Raw genomic sequence first — 21,447 nt, 5'->3', positions numbered from 1 at the left:
TGTTATGTCACAAAATTATGGAGTTGAAGTTTGAGACGAAAGGACAAATCAAGTGCTCTGTTTCTTTTGACAGGTAAGCCAGTACCGGTGTTTGTAATAAGCGAAACCTCCCGAAAATCCTGCTTCCTGAATACAGGTGATTCGCTCATAATAGATTTTCCCGGAAGCGGCCAACTCTGCCGATGGACGCTGTGACGGATAAATCGGATCGAAGGTCAGGTCTTTATATGGGGATGAACTATATTCGGATACTGTGATAGCGGTATTTTCCGAATGGGCAATCCATTCGTAATCCTGTGACGTAACAATATCACTGAAGACAGGAGCCTTATTTACCGGTTCATAAAGCTTCATCGTTAACAGTTCGGATTCTAAAGGTTCGTTTTCACCGCCAATCTGATAGTTCAGGCTATTGATCAGTAGCCTTTGATTGCCAAGTAGTACGGGTAAATGAGACGGTATGGATAACTTCAAATTACTGGGAAGCAATAACGATACTCTAACATTATGCAACGAATTGCGCAGAAGATCATCATAAGAACGATAGAACTTCTCAAACAGACCTTCCGGCCCGTTGAAGCAGAGACTGTAATCCCATAACCGGATATCAGGAAGAGCGGTCAATATACTTTCAGGTGCACCATAATTCGTTATGGTTCCGCGAGGGTAGCCAGCCAATGTATAGGCAAAAGCAAGCATCGGTTTTAATTCTTCATTGGAAGATGTATCACTGATCTCCGTCGTATCCGGTGTTGTTGCCCCGGCTTCAATGATGGCGGAGTTCAGATAACGGGGTTCGCCCACGAACAAAAAATGCAAGGCGGAATATGAACCACTCCATGTAGAATAACCACGAAACTCAGGCTGCAAATCCGGAACCGATATCTCTTTTTCCGGTAGATCTCCACCGGCATAGTAACGCATTGATGATGCCGATACTTTGCCTTCCACAGGTATGCACCTTGGCCCAACAAGCCATCCGAAATTTAGATACCAAAAACCTCTCCGGAAGAAATACCCATATTTTTGATTGTACTCTACAGACGGGTATTTGGCGACAAGGTCAGCAAGTGAGTTTGCAGACTCAGTATCCTCATTATCAGAAAGAATTTCTTCCGATGACAACGAAAGCTGCTGGTAACTCTCAGGGTAAGAAATGAGAGGATGAGAGGTCAGATAAGGGGATAAATCGCATGATGCCTCTTGTACCGGTATATCCTTAAAAAACTCTATCTGTACGGTTCTTGTTATCTCATTTGGAATGAATTCACAGAAGAAGCGTTTCCTGAACACATCAAGAAGAGTGTTACACATACAATCCGGTATCAGGTTAACCATACGTATTGTACCGTTTACAAGCGCATCGGCACAGGTGTTGATAAACACCATATTGGTAAAAGGCAATGTTTGCGTAAAGAAGTTGTCAAGCAAGGTATAACCGAAATATTGAAAAATGCGTTTTAACAGATAATTGGCTTTGATAAACGGAGACATGTAAAAACCTGCCGTGATTTTCACTGTCTTATCATCCACGGTTTCTTCCCGCTCCACAGCATTATAAAAATCAAGCGTGCTTCCAAGACCGCTTGCCGAATCTATAAAGCTGCCTTCATAAGTAGTTCCGAAGCGGTTGATTTGTTTGTAGGCAGGTTTCCCGTTATCAAAGGTATCTCCCGTATCGATAAGCACTGGGAAGATGGCAAACTCCGGATGACTCCCATTGACTAACGAGCGGCAAAAGTTAATTCCTTCAGCTACCGATGTCACACCCGGTATCGTTTCATCACCAAAAATTTCCTGTAAACTGACATCGGCTATTTTGGCGAAGAATGAACCCTCATTCATATAGAATGCCGTGGATATCTTTTCGTGGCGTTGTGCTTCAAGAATGGCCTGCCGTGCCGGCATGAAGTAATCTCCATCCTGGATAGTACAATCTATATCTGCAGAAACCTTGCTGCGGTTCTCTATCATGTCAGGGTAACCGGTTAGCTGACGGTTCAAATCGGTGTCCGGAAGTTCGGTAGGTAATGACTGTTCGCCCCATTCATTTAAGAAAGGGTTTGTGCGTTCTATTTCCAGTTGAGTACCGGGCTTAAGTTGATATGCTTTCCCGGAAGCTGTATTCACTATTTTCATACGATTAATGTTTAGAACCTATTTGGCGTGAACGGTTACGTAATACCTGTTTTTTCTCCAAATCGGAGAGTACGACGAAAGACCTGGCACCTTGCTCATCCAGGCGTATGATAGCGTTGGCCAACCGTTCCAGGAGTTCCGGCGATAACCCACCATTTGTATTGCTGTTACTCTCTTGACTTGGTGCCTTGTCAATGGGATAGCTACCCTCCGCATGTTGCGGTACCGGTTTTGTACTTCCCTGGCGGCTCTCATTGATGGCTTGCAGAACAAGCGGGTAATTGACATGCCGCTGAAGCCGTCGAAGATCCTCGGCATTGACAATGAGTTCCGCACCGTTTTCGGATATCAATGCCGGACTACGCACTATGCCGGTAGGAGAAGTACCGATATAGGGTACTCCGCTGTAATACTTGTTATCATCGACGCCGATGACGTCGTAACGACCTTCGGCGTGCTGCGGAACTGCGACACGTTTGTGTGAGGTGCCACCTAATGAAGAACCTCCATCGAGTGTTTGACTTTTCACTTTTTGGCGTTCGGCATTGGCAGATGCTAACTGGATGGCGCCGGTGGCGGCCATGACGCCTGCCATAATTGGTCCTGCAATCGGGCCAAGTTGAGCAAGACATTGCATAATAGCCATAGCTGTGTTAGCTATAATCTGAGAAGCCTTGATGGCAAATTGAACATCGGCATATTTTTTTTCTATATCTAACTTCTTTTGTGCTTTTTCCCTTTCCAATTGTTCGATCTTCTCAGAATTCCCGGCGGCAGCTTCTATTTCAGCATTATACTTAGCTTCGATGTTATCTATTTCTATTTGCTGAAAAGTATTAAATGCATTGGAGAGACCGTTTGTAACAGAGTTTACTAGTTTCCCAATAGTCTGTGCTAACTTTTCTTTAAATTCCTCTTCGGTGTAGTCGGAGAAGTTATTCATCAGTTCTTTCAGTTCCTCAATTGCCGTATAGGCTTTGAAAACTTCTTGCTGAAAGGGATCAACAAGAGTCTTAGCTACTTCTCCTCTTCTTATTTCCTCAATATTTTTTCTATACTCCTTTTCTGCATTCTCTATAGCGGCATCATATAACATCTTAATCTCTAAAGTATCTTTTCCTGTAATCTCGGCATATTTAATACTTGCTTGGTAGATAGCTTCCAACTGCACAAGTTTTGCTTCGTAAGCGGCGGTTTCTTTATCAATGGGAGAGGTAGATGCGTGAGAAGCCATGTCTCGGAGAATACCTAAGTTTTTCATATAGGTTTCTTCAGCAGCCAAACGATCTTTAGTAGATTGCAAAGTCGCTTTCGTGATACGCTCATGGGATTGTTCCACCAAGTCAGCAATGGTTTCTTCACCCTGTTTCACCAGTTCTTTGGCTTTATCATAATACTCTTTTTCAATCTTAAGTACTTTCTCGCTATGATTGCTGGTAGTAGCTGCTATGAATATGTCATATTGCTGCTTGGTAAGTTTCTTTTCAAGTAGCTGTATTTCATAGGCTTTCTTTTGTTGGTCGAAGAATTGTTGTTCGTCAGCTAATTCCTTGTCACGTGCTTTTGATAACGAATCGGCGGTAGCTTTACGTTCTTGTAACTGAATATCCGCCAACTGATTTTCTGCGTTAACAGCTTCCGAACTTCCCTTGCCGGCAATATCAATGATACGGTTAAGATGCTCTTTTTTAAGTTCCAGCATCCTATCATCATATTGCTGTTGGGTTTTCAAAGTTTCATCATTGCCGGCGGCATATAACTTCTTGATGTCAGCCTGTTGTTGCGTATAGAGAGCCTTTTCTCTATTAAGAGCTATTTTGATTCTTTGTTCTGCTTCCTCTCTTTCTTTCTGTTCTTTTGCAAGTCTGGCTGTTTTTTCCTCTTCGGTCTCACCACCGGTAGTATTATTAGTTTTTTTGGCAGTAATGACTATCTCGGGAATCTCGTTCTCTGGTGTTTGCTGCATCCAATGGCTATATTTCTTTTCCACGCGGTCGATTTCCTTTTTCATCTTATACACATTTTTAATGTATTTCTCCATGTTGGAGGAAACAATATCATTACCCAAAGATTTTCCACCGAAATATTTTGCCTTGATAGTATCATAAGCTTGGCCGAATGCCTTTTCCCATTTCATGCCGGCTTTGTTGTATTCTTCTGTAGTCCTTTTGATATCGTTGATGGCCATGTTCGCTAATTTACCACTGCCTAACCTTTTTTCTAATTCCGAACGAATACCTTCAATGGCTTCTATTTGCGTTTTGGCAAATCCATCTTTACCAAACCAACCTTCCTCTCCTTCCATGAAAGTTCGTATTTCTTCATTTTTATATTTTAAAGCAATCTGTTCAACAAGAGAACGATTAATGCGTTTATAGGCGTCATTGATTTCATCCAGATTGCTTTTTTCTGTTAGCAGATTGGGTAGGTATGTACCATATTTCTCATTGATTTCTTGGATAATATCGCGACGGTCCTGACTGCCTTCAGTTGTTTTATTTAATGCGGAAAACAAACTGTCAAGCGAATGCTGTTCGGTGAGTATTTCGCCATTCATGCGTTTCATTGCATCTGTTACGGAATTAGTACGATTGAAAAGCAAATAAAGACCTACACCTAATGTTGCAATTGCTGAGACTAAAATACCGATCGGACTCATTTTTGTAATGATACCAAATAGGCGCATAGCGGCAGTGGCTCTATTTATATTACCGGTCAAAGCAAATTTTGCAGCGGAAAGCAACAAAATAGAAGCTTGTAAAGTCTTGTTCCATGTCACTTCCAATTTAGTAAGGGCGAGATTGACTAAGTTTACTTTTCTCAAAGTAACATTATGGACAGTAGCTATTTTAACGGCCGTATAGTAACTGACAATAGCTGTAGTTAGGGTGATGATAGTTCCTATATTTCGGGTGATGAAATCTACCAGGTCAACAATCTTACGTCCCCAGTTTACAACTCCGTTAATAGATGATACGATTGCAGGATTTAGCTTATCCATCAGGGCAATCCCCATTTCATTCATTTTATTTTTTGCCTGGTCAAGTTTGGCGGCTGCCGTAGTTGACTTGATGGCGGCTTGTTCAACGGCAACAGTGGTACCAGTGACAGCTTCGGTATAATACTGTACCTTCTCTGCTTCGTTGATCAAGACACTGGCGACATTATAACCCTCTTCACCGAACATCTTTTTCACTTGAGCGGCAGATAGCTGTTGTTGTTGCAGGTTGTTAAGAGCAGCTTCTAACCCTACAATTTTGGGATTGGTTTCGTCAGCCCCTGTTTGTAAGGTCAGAAAGAATTTTTTCAATCCGGTACCGGCAATTTCGTCTTTAATACCTTTTTCGGCCAAAGTCTCAATACTACCCACAAGCTGTTCAATAGGGATATTGGCGGAAGAAGCGGCAACACCGGATTTCTTTACTGCAGCAGTCACAGCTTCTACGGCGGCAGAACCGAATTTAGAACCGGCAGCCATAATATTGGCGTACCTTGCTGCCTGATCGGCGCCATCCCCGTACTGATTGAGGGATAAGGTTACGGCGTCGACAGCATCCTTTAGTGTCATGCCGGAGGCGGAAGCCAGAATAAGAGTTTGCTTCGTTACTTCCGCTAACGCTTCTTTGTCATTCAGCAGTTCAGGTTTAGCAGAACCTACTAATTTATAAGCATCCAAGATCTCGGTTGCGGACTGTCGAATCCTGATACCGGCTTCGTCCATGGAAGTGGATAATCTCTTAGCTTCCTGTTCCAACCAGTTGATGCTGTCATCATCCAACCCGGTCAAAGCCTTTACGTCAGCTTTCGCTTCTTCGCGCTGATTACGTTTTTCCCGGAGTTGGTTTAGTTTGAGGGTTACACCGGTGATGGCGGCAACACCGGCGGTAACAACAGCGGCATACTTATTGAATAGCCCTACGGCTTTGCCCAAGGTTGTTCCCTGGCATCCGACCTCCACACGCATTGCCTGTTGGGCGCGTGTTACGGCTTCGGTAACCCGCCGGTTTTGATCCAGGGCAGCGTTATATTGCTCTGTATCCGGTGTTGCATCGCGTAGCTGCTTGCGTACCAAAGCTTGTACGGCTATCAATTTATTATAAGAAGAACCGGACAGGTTGTTAAGAACAGTCTCGGTCTCTTGCACTTTGGTTTTGTAATTCTGAAGTGTCTTATATTTAGTTTCTAACTCTTTTTTAAGTTTCCGGCTTTTGGTTTCGTAGTTTGCTTCACTGGTACTGAGTGCAGAGAGTTTTGTTTCCAGCTTCTGGATAGCGGCTTCGACAGTGGCGACTCCTTGCGCTGCAGGCGTGCCGTCAATGTAGATTTTAATGCTGCGGTTTAAATCATTTGCCATAATTCAGGTTTTAGTTATCAATGTAGATTTTAGTTGCATCAATCAGCATAGTATCGAAATATTTTAATACGATATCGGATAATTCAGGGAGACGTTTTTTTATTATCGGATCGAACCACTCGAAGGTTTCACGGGGTGATTCTCCTTGTTTGCCTAAAGAATTAGGATTAGTGTGTCTGACTATCGCTGTCATCACGTCTGTTCCGTTAATTCGTTTGATTTGGTACCATTTAGAACCGGTATAACCTCCTTGCCCTTTACCGGCGCCTTTATGTATATAGATACCTTGGCGAAGAAATGAAAAGCCTAAGCGTTCAACCATACCGTATTTGTCGGTATATGTATTGGGCCTTAAACTGATGGCTACCTTCCGGCTTCTTGATGCGATTTCACGGCGTAGTTGTGCCGCTACCGAATGTTGCCATGCGATAATGGCATTGTTGTATTCAGTCATGCGGTCGGCATCTTGAACCATGGTATAGCGTTCAGTCTCTGACATGCTCTCAAGCCGGATTAGCCTCGGAACATATTCATCCGAGAGCTTATCTTGCTTGCGCTTAGCGGCGTTATACCTCCTTGCGGCGCTACGTGCATCCCTGGAGTTTTTGTAGTATCCCATAGCTGCTATTGATTCCAAAAAGTTTCATCAATGAAAAAGTCTTCACCTTCCTGGATGGAGAAGGTAATCATACATCCGTAGAAGTTGTCACCAATAGGTCCGATACCGTTGATTTGGGTACTTCGGTTGATGATTGACAAAAGTTTCGGGTCATGAAACAGCTTGTTCCGGATTTGCTTGCAGACAATGCGGCATTCTTTAAACGCGGCGGTGATGGTTTGAGGTCGGTCGGATATCGTGTTCCTGGCCACGATGAAAGTAAATTGAAGGGTGTCATTTAAGCTGTCGGCGCCGTTATCCTGAGAGTCGGATTCGTATCCGTCCACAGCAACTAAGATCATACCGGTTACACTGGATAACTTGTCATCCAGGTTAAACAGGTCTTCCAGTCCGAACGCTTCGAAAAAACGGGGTTTTGCTTCTGTGTGGCTGATTGGCTTTAGTTGGATGGCAAGCTGCTTGCCATATTCGAAATGATTGTATATGCCCATAACGATACAATATTTTGGTTATGGACACAAAAATAGCCCGCAGGGAGCGGGCTATAAAGGACAAGTATTTAGAGGTATTACTATGGCATTAACATAATCAGGAAGAAGAATATGACTACAACAGTCCATATCATCTTCCAAAAAAACGATTTGGTTGTTTTAATCACACAAATACCGATAGTGACAATCCCGGATAAAGCTAATATAGTCATCATCATTCTTCCTCCTTATTTTCTTCGGGCAGCAAGATACGAATTAATTCGGATAATCTTGCAGCCGCCAATTGTTTTTCTTCCATGGGAGTGATGGGATCCAGCAGGGAGTTAACAAGCTGGAGTGCTTCATGTCTGTTCATACTGTTTTGATTTTAAAGTGATTAAATGCGTAACGGATGGAAACGAGGTGCCAGATGGACTGCATTTCTGCAAGCCGGGCGCGCCTGGTGCGGCGGCTCATGATTGACCTCCTGTCTCTTTTTCCGGTAACAAGCGTAGCAAACAATCTTTCATTTTCCGAAGCTTATATATAAGTTTAAGCATGTTATCTCCATCCATGTTATTGGCATAACCTAACGCTTCAGAAGATTCAAAAAGGTAGTCGATTGTAGTATCCAAGGTTTGGGCATCAATTTTGGCGCCATCTTCCTGATAGTCTTTTAAGGCGTCTAAAACTTGGTTGTCTATTACTACGTTATTGATGTTAATCGTGTCCATTCTTGCCCCCTTTCTTGACTTTATAGGCGCAATATATGGCTACTAAGAAGCACGGCGGGAAGATAAAGCCGGCACAGATGGAGAAGATTTCCGCTACATACCAGCGGTCGGTATCGGTTTTCACTTCGCAGTCGGTCATACTGCGATAATAACGCTCTTGGAGCAGGTTTATGTCCTGCGTGGAACGGGACGAGGGCACGAAAGAGTTGGTGCCGGTGGGTTGTTTTTTCATTTTGGATAATCTGTTTAGCGTTTAGGCAGAAAAAAAACGGCTGCCATTTCCCGTGTCGCTAAACAGATTATCCTTAACTCCGGGGAGCAAAAATAAATAGGGAAAGGCAACCGCCTATATCATAACGTAGGGCATAAAAAAAGCCCAAAAGATTGAGCAATGACCGATGCTCGTTCCGGGATTATTAAATAATAATCTGTTTAGCAATGCAAAGATGGTGATTATATTTGAACTGACAAAAAGAAAGCGGATTTTTTTGCTCCGCTTTGAACTTAATAATGTTGATATGATCAATTTTGAATAGTAGTCAATATCCCATCTTCAAAATACAGATAGCTATCATTAGGATAGATCCATTGTTCATGAACATTCGACGAAGTAGTCGTTGTATTAACCTTTTCGGGTTTTCCCCATGATAAGATACATTCTTCTGTTGTCATTCCAATTTTTACTTTCTCGGATTTTATTTCAGCCCAGTGATTAATGATAGGGTATGAGTTGTTGATGCAGTGGTTAGACAACTTCATTATAAGGTCGTTGATACCTTTAGTAAATTCTTGTTTTACAAGAGTATTCTTTGTTTGAAGTGATTTCTCATTTGGGAAGATTTTTTCAAATGTTTCTTCTTTAGTATTACTGAGAAGTAATCCTGATTGTTTAACATACTTTATTTCATCCACTTTATATACTATACTGTTATCAGTTGTCATTATCCCTATTCTAAAATTATATCGACCTCCATTCTTTGAAAAATTAGATTCAGATATAATATTCATAACTATAACAAAGAAGTTTCCTTGTTCATCTATCTTTTTAATTACGTTTCTAGACGGGATGTTTTCAGCAAAAAACATAATACTACTGATAAAGGATTGTTGGGCTGATTTCCCTTGAGTCAAAATAGAACCACTAACACCAATTTTACCATCATGATAAATCAATTGGTTGTCAATACTTGCTACGTCTGTGCCCTTCATATACTTTTCTATATCTGCACTTTGTGCAATCATGTTAGTACAAGTGAACAAAGCCATCAATACAAGTGAAATTTTAGTCTTCATAATATTAAATTGTTACTGATTACGATAATCAACTATTGTTATAGCGGTTAATTTATTGAATTCTTTTTCATATTCTTCTTATGAAGATTATCAGAGGTACTATCTTATTTCTCTTTTTTTTCCTTCAATTCTTTGTACCTACCCAACAAAGTTATTCCATCCATAATAGACTGATCTGAATCCAATTCTTTTGTGAGGATGTATCGGTAAGTCTCTGCACCTCCTAATCCTTTTACTGTGGCAGAATATGCAGTGTGAAGTTTCCAACCATGTTTAGCCATGTAATTTAGGGCAGAAATCATTGAAGAGAACCCTATAACTTTGCCTTGTTCATCAACTAATTGATTATCATCCGATGCTCTGTAATAATGCCCTTGTTCACCAAAATCAAAGGATATTTTAATACTTTTGCCTGAGAAACCACTAGTGCCTGTCAATTCACAATAAACAGTTTCTGCTGACTTTCTGGGCACCTGAATAACTTCTTCTTGTTCGTTTTGTGCAGTCATACTAACACTTATGATAAAAGTCATCAATACAAATAAAATAATTTTCTTCATAATATTAATTTGTTTATAATTCGACCGCAATATCAGAATAATATTTGACCTGTGCAAATATTGATGTGTTTTGAGAGGATAAAGAGAAGGAGTATGCGTACTTTTTTGTACTTTAGCGGAAAATAAATTGTTATGGTTCGTGAAGAAGAGTTAGAATTAGTCCGTAAACAGTTGAGTGAGCTGGAATATGATTATTATAGTTTCCGGATTTCAATGATTTATAAATCATTATTTATTATAGTATGTTTTGTATTCGGTCTGATAGCAGGATTCCTGCTATAAATGAAAGAATACTGAGAATGATAGTTATTATAGAACATACATATTTCAATTTTAGATATTTTTGCTGCATTTTTTGGCTTTCTCTACTTAATAAAGCGTCGTTCTTCTGGACTTTTATGTAGTTCATGTAACTGCCATATAGCTGTATTGCTTTATATCCTTTAGAAGTAACTTCAATGGGAGAATCATCTTCATCTGGATTCTCTTCCCTAATAAGTCCCTCGGCAACTAATTGTTTTCGATAAGAAATGAGCTGAGTAGGGTGTAACGGTATGTTCAGAATATCGAATATATCCTGCTGAATACGCTTCTTCTGTGGTGACTTGTAGAGGTCTAATAAAATTGTATTTTTGAAGTTGTTGGCAAAATCATCCATTTCAATTTGCAGGGAGAATCCCTCATTATAGCGCGCCAACAGGCTAACAACACCTGAACCGGATTTGACCGATTACGCTATAATAAGGAATTCATGTTTTTATTATTTGTTTGGCAGGAGCTAAAGTAAGAATAAGTAGTTTGAGATGCAATAAAAAAGCGGATTTTTTTGCTCCGCTTTTCTAATAACAGAGGATAAAATTTAGTGCTTTTTAAACTTTTCTTCCATCTCTTCTTGGCGTCTGACTGATTCATCCATGGTGTAGAGCGCATCCACGAGAAGACCTTTCCGGACTGCATCCTTTTTGGTCATGTCGGAGTTGGCAAGGGTATCCAGCAGTCTCAGTTGGGAATCGAATACATTGTGCTTGACTGTGCCCTTACCTCCGGAGAAGACACGCGGAAAACTACCGGTCAGGTTGATCATACAGCCAGTGATAAACCAATACATAACCATTTTCTTTGCTTCCGGCAGATGGCGGATGAATGCGGCGTCATCATCCAGCCGGTTGATATCGAATGTTTTTCCACGGTGCCACAGACAGGCTAACAGATGATTTATCTTTAGGGGTTCCTGTTGCATGGCATCAAGGTAGGTCTGCATGTACATGAATTGTTCAAAGGTGATATCAAATAACCCGTCATCGGGACCGGTGAACTTACGCATCCGGATGCGGATTGCCGGGTACGGATTGACGAAGCGTAACGGTTTGATGTAGTGGCGTATGGCATTGCCGTATCTGTCATTCTCACGTTCAAACAAGAAATGAAATAGGTCCGTCAGGCTACATACTTCTTCCGGGCTGAGCAGGTATTTTTTTCTTCGCACGCAAAAGCATACATTCTCGCTTTCTTTTCCGACAGATATCCGGTATTTATCACCGTATATCTTCCGGTGGCGGGTAACATGCGCCTTCAAAGAATAAAGCAACATGTGCACTTTTACGGTTTCGATCGGGATATCGGTTTGGGTGAGCTTTACTAAGTAGAGTAACTCGGCGGGTGTCAAATCATCCCAATCGGCAGGCAATTGATAGATGTCATCGTAAATCTGTACTTTATGCATAACTATGATATGGAGGTGAATAACTTCTTTTCCTTAGAGTTGAAGTTCATGCCTGCAGATGGCTTGCTGATACCTAAATGGTCAGCATTCGCATTCACAAAGGCATGAATCTTGCCGGAGTAATAATCGGCTTGTTGGGCAAAGAAATTGCCCGTTTCGGCGCTGTCCTGATAGATAGGGCGGAGAACCGGTTGATACTCCGGAGTTCCGGAGCCGGTTCGCTCCTGGCGTGAAGTCTGCGAGGTGTACAGTTCCGCCGACTTATTGGCCAAGTACCTGATTACATTTTCCTGCAGTATCCTGAACTTTGCATCCGGTTCTGTCAGGGTTAACAGCCGGTTGTATAAATCATCGGTCAGCATTTCCCGGACATGGCGCTCCTGGATTTGCCGGAGGGTTGGCAACATGGTTCGGTAAGTCAGGGTTGAATAGTCTATATTCACCAGACCGATATCCTGGTATTCCTGAGCGGAACGGATAAAGCAAGGCACCTGGTTGGTAATGCCGATATGATCCGCATAATTCGGATACTTCGGTTTATTGCGTTCAAGATAATCCAGCAAACGGTCAAGGGCTTGCATACCACGGTAGAACAGGTTTGTTTTTGCGGCGGCAATCTTCGCTTCATTGGCGGGTGAGCGCTTGCCCTGATCATTCTGAACGGTTATTCCGCTGTCTCCGAACTGAATACCGAGTTCGTCGGTGGCGAGTGCAAGGGTTAACGGTCCCAGGCAACGCAATACCTTATCTTTAAGTGTTGTGTCGCCGCCGGTTCCGGCAATCTCTACAATTACATTACCTACCTGCGGCTCAATATAGATATCAAGCGCATCATTAATATACGGCAATAAAGACTCATAAGGTATCGCTGCATTGATTTTGACAACCGTCTTTAAGGTTTCGGCGTCTGGGATGATTGCGTTCATTTTTCTTCTGTTTCTGGGGTTAAACCTGTATTCTTTTGGGCGCCGGTTCCTTTGTCCAATGTGGTTAACTGGCAGTTAGTGACTGAAAAATAGATATCCTTCGGCCAATCGTTAACGGCTTTGGCGAAGTATAACGGTTCCAGCGTGGCTTCTTGATACATTTTCATAAGCGCCTGTTCAATGATAAACAGTTCCCGGGCTTCAGTACCGTTGATGCTTTTGCCTTTGCCCGGTGATGCGCCGATGATAGACGGGTGCACGCCCATGGCGTAACAGAGAATGTTGCTTACTTCTTCGCTATCCTCAATATATTCACCGCCGATTTTTTCGTTTTTCAATGGTTCGATGATGATATCTTTGTCCTCAAAGCCTTTGATTTTATCATACCGGAATTCAGTGACAAAGGCTTTGCCGGCATTTTCTTCACCTGCCAGGAAGTCATTCATTTCCTTTAGAAACGCTTCCCGGCACTCTGCTTTCTTTTTATCGTCAGTGATATCCTGGGATTTGTACAGTTTCTCCCAAAAGAGATCTTTTATGTAGATGATATACCGCAGTGTCATCTGATTTTTGATCAGCGCCTTTTTATAGACCGGTATGGCGGAACTGAAGTCATACCATCCGGATGCGAAGACAGACCACCAGTATGGGCGGCTGTAGTAGAAGCGACCGGGTGTATTGATACGGATGTTATGGATAAAGTTCCGGTCTTTAACTATTTCCTGTTTACCGGCTTTATTCGGCAGTTTACCCATGCGTACTTTCAGGTCGCGCAATGGGATTTGCCTGTCAAGCAGCTTGGTAGCAATAACATCTTCCGGCATTCCTTTATGCCATTCGGCGGAATAGCCGTGCCACTCGCTCTTTCCGGTTGTATCGTCTATTTCGCTGATACGTGAACAGGTGGCTTCTTTTGATTTGATTTGTACGAGCCTGGGCGGGTTGTTATTGTCAAACAGGTATTCGACATAAGAGTCTAAGAAGATAGCCAGGTCATTGGCAATCTCATGCCTGATGTGCGAGTAGTTGTTATTCTCAATGAATTCAAAGATATCAGGCTCTTCTTCCGGGAGAACTTCTTCTTTGATGATTTCCCTTGTATCCTTATCCCGGTATTTGCGATAGACCATTATGCCATCACCGAAGATGACTTTATTCTTAAACTCAATGTTACTGCCTACAGTGACGTTATGCCCTATCTTTTTCATGATGTCATACATCATGTTGTTATTACGCCCCCGGGGCACAAACATGATTTCCTGCGTTTTCCCTTTGGGCACCACTGGCATGGCTTTACTTTCCTTGTCAGTGACGATATCGCTGTTATCGCTGAACTTTATGATTTCCTTGCCGCCATTCAGAACCGCATAGGTTGAATAACCGGGCTTATTTACTTCTATCTTATTCATCAGAAATATACTTTGAGATTATTAATCCGGGTAATCAGGCAGCGGCGTATCTTGCGTGGGTTGCTCTCACCGGCAGGCAGCACGTTGATGGTACTGCCGGCGCTGTGAACTGATGTAAGCACGGCACATTCGTAGGTGACGAGTTCACCGGTACTGCGCTTGCAAAACTCAAGAGAGAACTCAACCGGTCTTCCGTCCTTACGTCTCTCCATGATTTCAACTATCTTGCTTTGATGGATGCGGTCTAACATAGCTTCTTTTTGATGCAAAGGTATCGCCCATGGGCGCGTATGTAAAGGACAGCAATGCTGTGTGAGGTGTTATGGAGGTATCACGTGCGAGATGCGTTCTGAGGGGGGGGACGTTGCAGCATATAAGAGAAAAAAAAACTTTCGGTCGGAAACTCCTTCTTAGGGCGCTGCGAGGTCTTCCGACAGAAAAAGGGGAAAATTTTCCCCTTTTGAACTCCTTTTTCGCTGAGGTACAGTTACTTAGATTTTTTTTCATGGGAATACCATGAGAAGCAAAAAAAATCGCCCGAAAAATGCACCGGAATAAACCTTGTCCCGATCGCAAGCTGGGACGACAGTTTATTCCGGTACATTTTTCGGGGTATCACCTCACATTCACACCTTCGGCATGAAAGAGAGGTAGAGCGGTAAGCGTAAACGCTTCTGCAGTCTCCGTTTCTTTTTCCGGAACTCTCTTTACCTTTCCTTATGGCGGGCAGTACGCCTTTTATCCCGCAAATGTAGGTCACCGGTCTGAAATGCAAGATTAAACGCTGTTTCGGGCAAAAAATCTCCACCTTGCAGGTAGTATTCCGGCGTTCCGTTTTCCCGAAAATCTTGCTGTCATTCATCCTCGGCACCTCAATTATTGCGGTATCAAAAGGCGAAACATACCGCGCGCGACAGGCGACGGAATAAAAAAAAGTCGTTCCGGGAAACGGAGAAAATCAAAAAAAGGCTCACACCCGACGGCTCAAGGTTCAAGAATAAATTTAAAAATAAAGAGTATGACAGCAAAAAGAAACATCCCCGAAGCGTGGAAACAACAATGGTCTAAGTTTATGTTCAACTTCTTTGATTACTTGCCGACGAAGTACGAGGCAAATAAACGTGAGTGGGCGATACGCAGAATGATTTGGGACTTTAAGGACGGCAAACGCAGTGTGTCGGTTGCGGAAACAGTAGCAAAGAAGATGCGGGAACAGTTCGGGGCGGATTGCGGGAACGTGACTTTCGTTTGTATTCCTGCAAGTTCGGGAGAAAAGAATGAAATCCGCTACAAGGTGTTTGCCGAAGAAGTGGCACGGTTGACGGGGTGCAGGAACGCATACAAGGCGATAACGATTGAGGGCGGACGTTTGGCAGTCCATGAGACAAAGAGCGGTAAGACGGTGCAGGACGTGGAAGTTATCAGGTTTGATGAACGTTTTTTCAGGGGCAAAAGGGTACTTCTGTTTGATGATATACTGACACAGGGATACTCTTATGCCCGTTTTGCTTGTGCGCTTGAAAAGTTGGGCGCAGAAGTATTGGGAGGCTATTTTTTAGGTAAAACAATTCTTTCTTAATAACTCAATAACTTATGAATACTTTATTTGATAATGATTGCCGCTACATGAGTGACAGCGAATTAATCTATGAGATAACCAATAACAGGCAGATTGTTTCCGATATTGAGCGGAGCAATGAAGAGATAGACCTTGACAAGCTGTTTGCATCCTTGACGCCTGGACGCAGGAAAGTAGCCATTGCCGCCGTAGAGATGTACAAGAGGCAGCAGTCCCAACAGGTGGAGCGCAGAAAGGTATTGGCAAGCAGAGATTTTTATGAGTTGATGTTTCCGTTGATAGGTGATTTGCCGAATGAAGAATTTTGGGTAGTGGCTGTAAACCAAGCTGCACGGGTAATAAAGAAAGTGCAGATATCGGTAGGCGGTATTGACCAGACTTCGGCAGATATCAGGCTGATAATGCGGGTGTTGATAGATGCGGGAGCGGTACAGTTTGCGGCGGTACATAACCATCCGAGCGGGAACCCAAAACCGAGCAACGAGGACATAAGGTTAACGGAACGATTGAAAAGGGCGGCGGCAATATTCGATATTCGGATGATGGACCATGTGATAGTAGGGGGCAAGGAACATTATAGTTTTTGCGAGGAAGGGATGTTATAGGCGGGCGCCATTGGCAACTGCCTTTATCATACAGGAAGTTGATGTTATAGGTAGGCGGGCGTGGGTGGCGCCCGTCCCGTTTTGCTCGCAGGCTCGCAAAACGGGACGGGCTTTAAAACGGTATTGTGCATGATGTTTTCCGTTCCTTCGACCACGGAGGGGAATTTTAAATATTAAAAAGTAGCAATAATTCTACTGTTTATTTGCAGATGATAGAATTATTGCTACCTTTGTACCATTAAAAATATAAGGAATATGGTTAAATCCTCCGAATTTCATAGACAGATACCAAAGAAAGGTAAAAAAAGAGGTTGGAAATGGACAGGAGTTTCAGAAGGCAGCCATCGGATTTACGAAGATAAAAAAGGTATCAGATACCCGGTTCCATTTCATGGTTCTAAAGAGATTGGCGAAGGGTTAAGAAAGAAGGTTATTAAGGATATGGAGCTTGAATAAAGCTCTTATCCGCCTATATTAATAAATTATAATACTGAATGTCATGGGAAAAATTACTGTAACTATTGAAAAAGGAGCAGATTTGTTTAGCGCATGGGCTGACAATGTTCCGGGAATTTATGGAGAAGGTGAGACTGTAAAGGAAGCCAAAGAGAATATACTTGCAGCAGTAGAGTTATACAAAAAGTATAATGATGAAATACCTGTGGAATTACAGGGGGATATGGATATAGAATGGCACTTTGATGTGCAATCTTTCTTGCAGTATTATAGTGGCATTTTTACAAAAGCTGCTTTGGAGAGAATGACAGGTATTAATCAAAAACAATTAGGGCATTATGCTTCTGGACTTAAAAAACCACGACATGCGCAGGTAGCAAAGATAGATAATGCGCTACGGGGATTTATTGATGATATGAGTTTAGTGCATTTAGTATAGATTACTTTCTGTACCAAAAAATAACGAGGCTTCCACAGGTTGGAAGCCTTTTTTTGTGCTTGTTTGGGAATTGATGTGGCTTTTAAGAAAGAAATCCTGTTGCCTGTATGGTAAAGGCAACCTATGCTTTTTTCTTTAAGAAGTACACACCACCCGATCCGCTGTTTGGTTCGCGGTAGAAGAAATTCATACCCAGCCAAAGCGTATCAAATGCATCGGTAACATGTGTTTTGAACTGATCCGGAGCGTCCGGAGTATCCGGAGTACCTTCAGGTGTTTTGTCCTTTTCAAAACCGTTCTTTCCCTGGCGAACACCGGTTTGCTCCATGGCAATTTTAAGGAACTCGTTTTGATGCAGGTTGAATTGTATCCAAAGAAATTCCGGTTCTCCTTTCAGTGTACGGTCAATATTCAAGTGTTTCCAGTCATGCCTGGCGGGTTGACCGACAAACTCCATGGTTACTTCATATTTGTTTTCTTTAAATACACGTTCGATTACATCGGCATAGCTTTCGTTGCTGGTACCGGTTTCCCAGGTAAATGTCTGGTCGTAGTACACGACAATTTCGTGATTGAGTTTCGGACGGTAGTAATCGGCTACCTGCTTGACTAAATCCTGCAGCTTGCTTGGTGTCTTGACATAAAAAGATTTCAGCACACGCATGGTATTGCCGTCTTTTTGGGCGACAACCGCGGTAGATATTGAAGCGTTGGAGTCAAAAGCAATATGCAGTTCCCGGGAGAAGTCGAGGTCGCCATCTCCCAGACAGCCGCAGGTGGTGAGTTTACCCCAATTGCTGCCAAGGTTGCGCAGGCGTCCGCTGTCGGATGGTACATAGAAATGTATGTTATCGTCCAGGGCGGAATAAAATCCGTTCGGAACCCGGAACAGGCGTTCATTCAGAAAGGCGGTACGCCATATCAGCGGTGATACGGTACGTTGCATTTGCCAGATATAGTCTTCCCCAAGTACTTCAAGATTGTCAAAGACATCATATTCCCCGTAGAATACGGTGTATTCCCTTTTCTTTCCGGGCTGTGGCTTGACTACCGGCTGAAACTTCCGTGCGGTATCAAGATCCCGGGATAGTTCCTTGATCATCCGCAAGGTGTGGTCGGTCACAGGCTTACGCTTATATGCCTGAAGGTCTTTGTACAGGTTACGGATAAGGTTGATGTGTGACGGTGACATTTCGTCTACTTTGTCTAATATCCACTTCCCCATGGAAGCGGTAGGCATGTCGCTTGAATAGCATACGCTGTGATGATGCGGACAATGGCCGAAATATTGCCGGTTACCCCGGTTGGCAGGATCTACCTCACTTTTTATTTTTTCGTATGAAAGAAACTTTGCTTCGGGACCTATTACCCAATCCAACGACATGGAGTTTGCGGACATGGATTGATTGAATGACAGAATCACCATGACAGTGCCGTTCCAGAAATGGAATGCGTTGCTCCAACCTTCGCCGACAACCGGGCGCACGGGGTCTGCGAAGTTCATCCATGACGATGCTTTATGACCGACTACATAATGTATATCCTGGTAGTAGCCCCATTCTGCCAAGGCCTTACAAATAGCCGGAAGAGTGTTTCCCCATGCTTTGGCGTAGCTGGGCGATATCAGCGCACCCAAAGAACCGGGCATTTCCCACACGTTCCGGAGAATGAACCGGGCGTCAATACCTTCTGACTTTCCGGTACCGCGGGAGGCAATGATGTATTCATCATGTGCACCGATGGCCATTGCCTGGCGCTGCATCTTATTGAAGAACTTCTTCACGACTTCGGATCGCTTCATCCGGAGTTCGTAGACAGACATGGCGGGAGCGCTTTGCACAGGCATTATTCGTCCTCCTTTTCCTTGATGATTTCGGCGTCGACAGCTCCTCCTTTCACCATGCCGCGGGCAAGTTCGCGCAACTCCTTGCGGCGCTCTTCCAGGTTATCAATCGGTTCGATTCCTTCCAACAGGGTGATATCGTCCGAAGGTTCGAAAGATGGCGGAATCATCCGTTCAAAGTCGAGCCGGTTGTCTTCCTTGTCCGCCATGGTGTATTTACCTATTTTATCTAAGTTGGCGGCGGCGCCCTTGGCATCTCCGCTGTCAATGGCAAGCTGATAACCTTTCTTGGCGCCTTCGACAATCATGTAGCGGTACCAGTTCTTTGCGGCCAACTGGATATTGCCTACCAACCGATTAATCATACCGATATCCCGGTAGGCTTGTGATTGGGATACGGGCGTAGCGTTACCCCCGCATCCGTGCATGAGGAAGTTAACGAGGTCGGAATCTTCTATCAATGGACTGTCCATCTTCCTGGCGACACAAAGCATCATGCGCTCCCTGATTTCCTGTTCCCGAGGAGTCAGTGTTTGTTCTACTTCGTCCCGGTCTTTGTACAGGGCGCGTTCGATGCGTTCGTATGTAGTGTCCTTTTTAGGCATGGCTTATTCGTTTATAACCTGTTCACGCATGTATTTGTCAGCTAGCGGTTCGGCTGCCGGACTACCGGCTTTCGCCAGTTTAATGACGGTTTGGCGCAGCTCGTATTTGGTTTGCAGTCTGCCTTGGTGATAGGCGTTATAGATAGAACTTTGCCGGTGGTTTTTGCAGATATCGCAGAAGTAGTCGCGCTCATCAGCGGGGATATCCAACAAAATGGCTATTTCCGGCGGTGGCATCAATGCGGCTGACATGCTGCGTACACGCTCTATTTGTTCATCAGTTAACTGCATGATTTATAGCATTTTCAAAGGCTTGGTTAAATGTTTCGGAGAAGTAGTCGAAGTGGGAACCGGCAGTGAAATAGAAGCCGGCTTCCCAGCGGTGGTTCTGGTTCAGGTTGGCAGATCCGGCAATACCGAACTTGTATTGCTCGTTTTCGACTAATAAGACCTTGGCATGGCAGGAATCTATCCGTATCTCCGGAGAGATGTTTGCGGCAAATAAGAGCAAATCTATCTTGTGCCGCTTCACCGTGGTATCAAGCAACATCTGCAAACCGGTTATCTTGTTTTCTTCAGTCAGAAAGAATAACGGGCGTAAGCTGTCTTCCGAGATGCTGAATGTGGCAATCCGGACGCTTGCCGGCCCAATGGCAGATAAAAGAGTGGGCAACACTTCATGTATTGCCCATTCTCCCTTGTGCATGAACGGTTCGATGGAACCGGGGCACAGTGCAAGCGGAAAGTTATCCTGAAATCTTTTCACCTGCAATTTCCTTTTCTGTTTCTGTCAGGTCTTTCTCGTAAGCCGCAATACGCTTCATAGCGTTTTCATACACGGTTTGGCGTCCGTCTTTTTGGGCTTTTTCGGCTGACTTCCTACTATTGACAATGTTCTCTTTCAAACGCTTCACATGGCGTATCAATTCGATGCCGCGCACGACGGGATTATCGCTAAATACCGGACGTTGGGCGTCCAAGTCCAGTGTTCCTTTCCCTTCGGACCAATCGTCGATTCCTTTCCAAAGTTTACGGCGTTCATCATCCAGTTTGCAGAGTTCTTCGGCTAATGACTTCCGGACTTCGTCCGTGATACCGGGATTAGCGATATCGTTATGCAGGCTGGCATACAGAGGTACGATCTCTTTAATCCGGGTATATGCCTTACGGATGGATGGCGGCATGGATGCTTCGGTCACAATCTTAACACCGGGTGCATTGAGTATGTCCACTTCTTTGCGAAGCTGTTCCAATTCCGCGCGGTGTTTATCAATCTGTTCCTGCAGCTCTGCAATTTCACCGGCGTTGTCACTGTCTTCCAAATCTTCAATACGTTCCGTCAATTCTTCGATTTGTTGTTCATGCGCCATGATGGCGGTTGTCCGTTTAGTCAACTCTTCCGTACGCTGCTTTTCGTCCACTTCCTTGGTTTCGATAACAGGCTCGTTGGCTGCCGGATAAAGGCTTGGAGATTCACGGATTTCGCGGGATATACGGGTGAGACAGTTCACGAGTTGCGTAAAGTGTGGATCGAAAATATGGGGATTTGCCGGAGATGTGGCGAAATAAGCCGCATATTTCTCTTTTTGTACTTGCCTGGCAAGTGCGTTAAAGAGGGCTACACCGTCAGCATACTTGCGCTGACGGTCGCCTAACCAATTTGTTAATTGTTCGTTTCTGTTCATATACTTTC

23 protein-coding genes are annotated in these 21,447 nt (G+C 43.6%); 4 read left to right on the top strand and 19 right to left on the bottom strand.

The window, feature by feature from the left end; translation table 11 throughout:
• Positions 1–48: 48 nt before the first annotated feature.
• From B2Z67_RS04395 to B2Z67_RS04330, 14 genes are all read right to left on the bottom strand, one after another.
• On the bottom strand, positions 49–2,139 hold the full coding sequence (locus B2Z67_RS04395) for a hypothetical protein (protein ID WP_291528607.1): 2,091 nt from the start codon (positions 2,137–2,139) through the stop codon (positions 49–51).
• A gap of 4 nt (positions 2,140–2,143) precedes the next feature.
• Positions 2,144–6,493 (bottom strand): phage tail tape measure protein, encoded by a 4,350-nt coding sequence (locus B2Z67_RS04390; protein ID WP_291528606.1) that lies wholly within the window; start codon positions 6,491–6,493, stop codon positions 2,144–2,146.
• Between the two features lie 10 nt (positions 6,494–6,503).
• Entirely contained in the window at positions 6,504–7,112 is a 609-nt protein-coding gene (locus B2Z67_RS04385) for a hypothetical protein (RefSeq protein ID WP_291528605.1), read from the bottom strand.
• Positions 7,113–7,117: 5 nt separating this feature from the next.
• Positions 7,118–7,603 (bottom strand): hypothetical protein, encoded by a 486-nt coding sequence (locus B2Z67_RS04380; protein WP_291528604.1) that lies wholly within the window; start codon positions 7,601–7,603, stop codon positions 7,118–7,120.
• A 214-nt stretch (positions 7,604–7,817) separates the two neighbouring features.
• A complete protein-coding gene (locus B2Z67_RS04375; protein ID WP_291528603.1) occupies positions 7,818–7,958 on the bottom strand; it encodes a hypothetical protein in 141 nt (46 codons plus the stop codon).
• Between the two features lie 97 nt (positions 7,959–8,055).
• Positions 8,056–8,316: a hypothetical protein gene (locus tag B2Z67_RS04370; protein ID WP_291528602.1), complete on the bottom strand. Its 261-nt coding sequence runs from the start codon at positions 8,314–8,316 to the stop codon at positions 8,056–8,058.
• Positions 8,303–8,548, bottom strand: coding sequence for a hypothetical protein (locus tag B2Z67_RS04365; RefSeq protein ID WP_291528601.1), 246 nt, complete (start codon positions 8,546–8,548; stop codon positions 8,303–8,305). The genes B2Z67_RS04370 and B2Z67_RS04365 overlap by 14 nt, the downstream gene beginning before the upstream one ends.
• Positions 8,549–8,838: 290 nt before the next feature.
• On the bottom strand, positions 8,839–9,609 hold the full coding sequence (locus B2Z67_RS04360) for a hypothetical protein (RefSeq protein WP_291528600.1): 771 nt from the start codon (positions 9,607–9,609) through the stop codon (positions 8,839–8,841).
• Between the two features lie 104 nt (positions 9,610–9,713).
• Positions 9,714–10,169 (bottom strand): hypothetical protein, encoded by a 456-nt coding sequence (locus B2Z67_RS04355; protein ID WP_291528599.1) that lies wholly within the window; start codon positions 10,167–10,169, stop codon positions 9,714–9,716.
• 235 nt (positions 10,170–10,404) lie between these two features.
• Positions 10,405–10,827, bottom strand: coding sequence for a hypothetical protein (locus B2Z67_RS04350; protein ID WP_291528598.1), 423 nt, complete (start codon positions 10,825–10,827; stop codon positions 10,405–10,407).
• A 201-nt stretch (positions 10,828–11,028) separates the two neighbouring features.
• Complete coding sequence (locus B2Z67_RS04345; RefSeq protein ID WP_291528597.1) at positions 11,029–11,892, bottom strand: hypothetical protein; 864 nt, start codon at positions 11,890–11,892, stop codon at positions 11,029–11,031.
• A 2-nt stretch (positions 11,893–11,894) separates the two neighbouring features.
• Positions 11,895–12,818 (bottom strand): DUF6712 family protein, encoded by a 924-nt coding sequence (locus B2Z67_RS04340; protein ID WP_291528596.1) that lies wholly within the window; start codon positions 12,816–12,818, stop codon positions 11,895–11,897.
• Positions 12,815–14,227, bottom strand: a complete 1,413-nt coding sequence (locus tag B2Z67_RS04335) for a hypothetical protein (RefSeq protein WP_291528595.1) — start codon at positions 14,225–14,227, stop codon at positions 12,815–12,817. Before B2Z67_RS04335 ends, B2Z67_RS04340 begins: the two co-directional genes overlap by 4 nt.
• The gene (locus B2Z67_RS04330) at positions 14,227–14,478 is read right to left on the bottom strand and encodes a hypothetical protein (RefSeq protein ID WP_291528594.1); all 252 of its coding nucleotides are present in this window, start codon (positions 14,476–14,478) and stop codon (positions 14,227–14,229) included. The genes B2Z67_RS04335 and B2Z67_RS04330 overlap by 1 nt, the downstream gene beginning before the upstream one ends.
• A 767-nt stretch (positions 14,479–15,245) precedes the next feature.
• Here B2Z67_RS04330 and B2Z67_RS04325 point away from each other — a divergent pair.
• The 4 genes from B2Z67_RS04325 to B2Z67_RS04310 all read left to right on the top strand — a co-directional run bounded on the left by B2Z67_RS04325 (position 15,246) and on the right by B2Z67_RS04310 (position 17,306).
• Positions 15,246–15,806, top strand: coding sequence for a ribose-phosphate pyrophosphokinase (locus B2Z67_RS04325; RefSeq protein WP_291528593.1), 561 nt, complete (start codon positions 15,246–15,248; stop codon positions 15,804–15,806).
• Positions 15,807–15,820: 14 nt separating this feature from the next.
• The gene (locus tag B2Z67_RS04320; RefSeq protein WP_291528592.1) at positions 15,821–16,411 is read left to right on the top strand and encodes a JAB domain-containing protein; all 591 of its coding nucleotides are present in this window, start codon (positions 15,821–15,823) and stop codon (positions 16,409–16,411) included.
• 255 nt (positions 16,412–16,666) lie between these two features.
• Positions 16,667–16,867: a type II toxin-antitoxin system HicA family toxin gene (locus B2Z67_RS04315; RefSeq protein WP_291528591.1), complete on the top strand. Its 201-nt coding sequence runs from the start codon at positions 16,667–16,669 to the stop codon at positions 16,865–16,867.
• A 43-nt stretch (positions 16,868–16,910) separates the two neighbouring features.
• On the top strand, positions 16,911–17,306 hold the full coding sequence (locus B2Z67_RS04310) for a type II toxin-antitoxin system HicB family antitoxin (protein ID WP_291528590.1): 396 nt from the start codon (positions 16,911–16,913) through the stop codon (positions 17,304–17,306).
• 121 nt (positions 17,307–17,427) lie between these two features.
• Here B2Z67_RS04310 and B2Z67_RS04305 read toward each other — a convergent pair whose 3' ends face one another.
• Genes B2Z67_RS04305 through B2Z67_RS04285 form a run of 5 tightly spaced genes read right to left on the bottom strand, consistent with a single transcriptional unit; the run spans position 17,428 to position 21,439 of the window.
• Positions 17,428–19,152, bottom strand: coding sequence for a hypothetical protein (locus tag B2Z67_RS04305; RefSeq protein ID WP_291528589.1), 1,725 nt, complete (start codon positions 19,150–19,152; stop codon positions 17,428–17,430).
• On the bottom strand, positions 19,152–19,754 hold the full coding sequence (locus B2Z67_RS04300) for a hypothetical protein (RefSeq protein ID WP_291528588.1): 603 nt from the start codon (positions 19,752–19,754) through the stop codon (positions 19,152–19,154). The genes B2Z67_RS04305 and B2Z67_RS04300 overlap by 1 nt, the downstream gene beginning before the upstream one ends.
• A gap of 3 nt (positions 19,755–19,757) precedes the next feature.
• Entirely contained in the window at positions 19,758–20,045 is a 288-nt protein-coding gene (locus B2Z67_RS04295) for a hypothetical protein (RefSeq protein WP_291528587.1), read from the bottom strand.
• On the bottom strand, positions 20,032–20,520 hold the full coding sequence (locus B2Z67_RS04290) for a hypothetical protein (protein ID WP_291528586.1): 489 nt from the start codon (positions 20,518–20,520) through the stop codon (positions 20,032–20,034). The genes B2Z67_RS04295 and B2Z67_RS04290 overlap by 14 nt, the downstream gene beginning before the upstream one ends.
• Complete coding sequence (locus B2Z67_RS04285) at positions 20,501–21,439, bottom strand: hypothetical protein (protein WP_291528585.1); 939 nt, start codon at positions 21,437–21,439, stop codon at positions 20,501–20,503. Before B2Z67_RS04285 ends, B2Z67_RS04290 begins: the two co-directional genes overlap by 20 nt.
• Between the last annotated feature and the right edge of the window lie 8 nt (positions 21,440–21,447).

It is taken from the genome of Bacteroides sp. UBA939 (assembly GCF_002293435.1).
Taxonomy (GTDB): domain Bacteria; phylum Bacteroidota; class Bacteroidia; order Bacteroidales; family Bacteroidaceae; genus Bacteroides.
The sequence above is the reverse complement of the archived record's forward strand: the minus strand, read 5'-3'. Positions and strand labels throughout refer to the sequence as shown.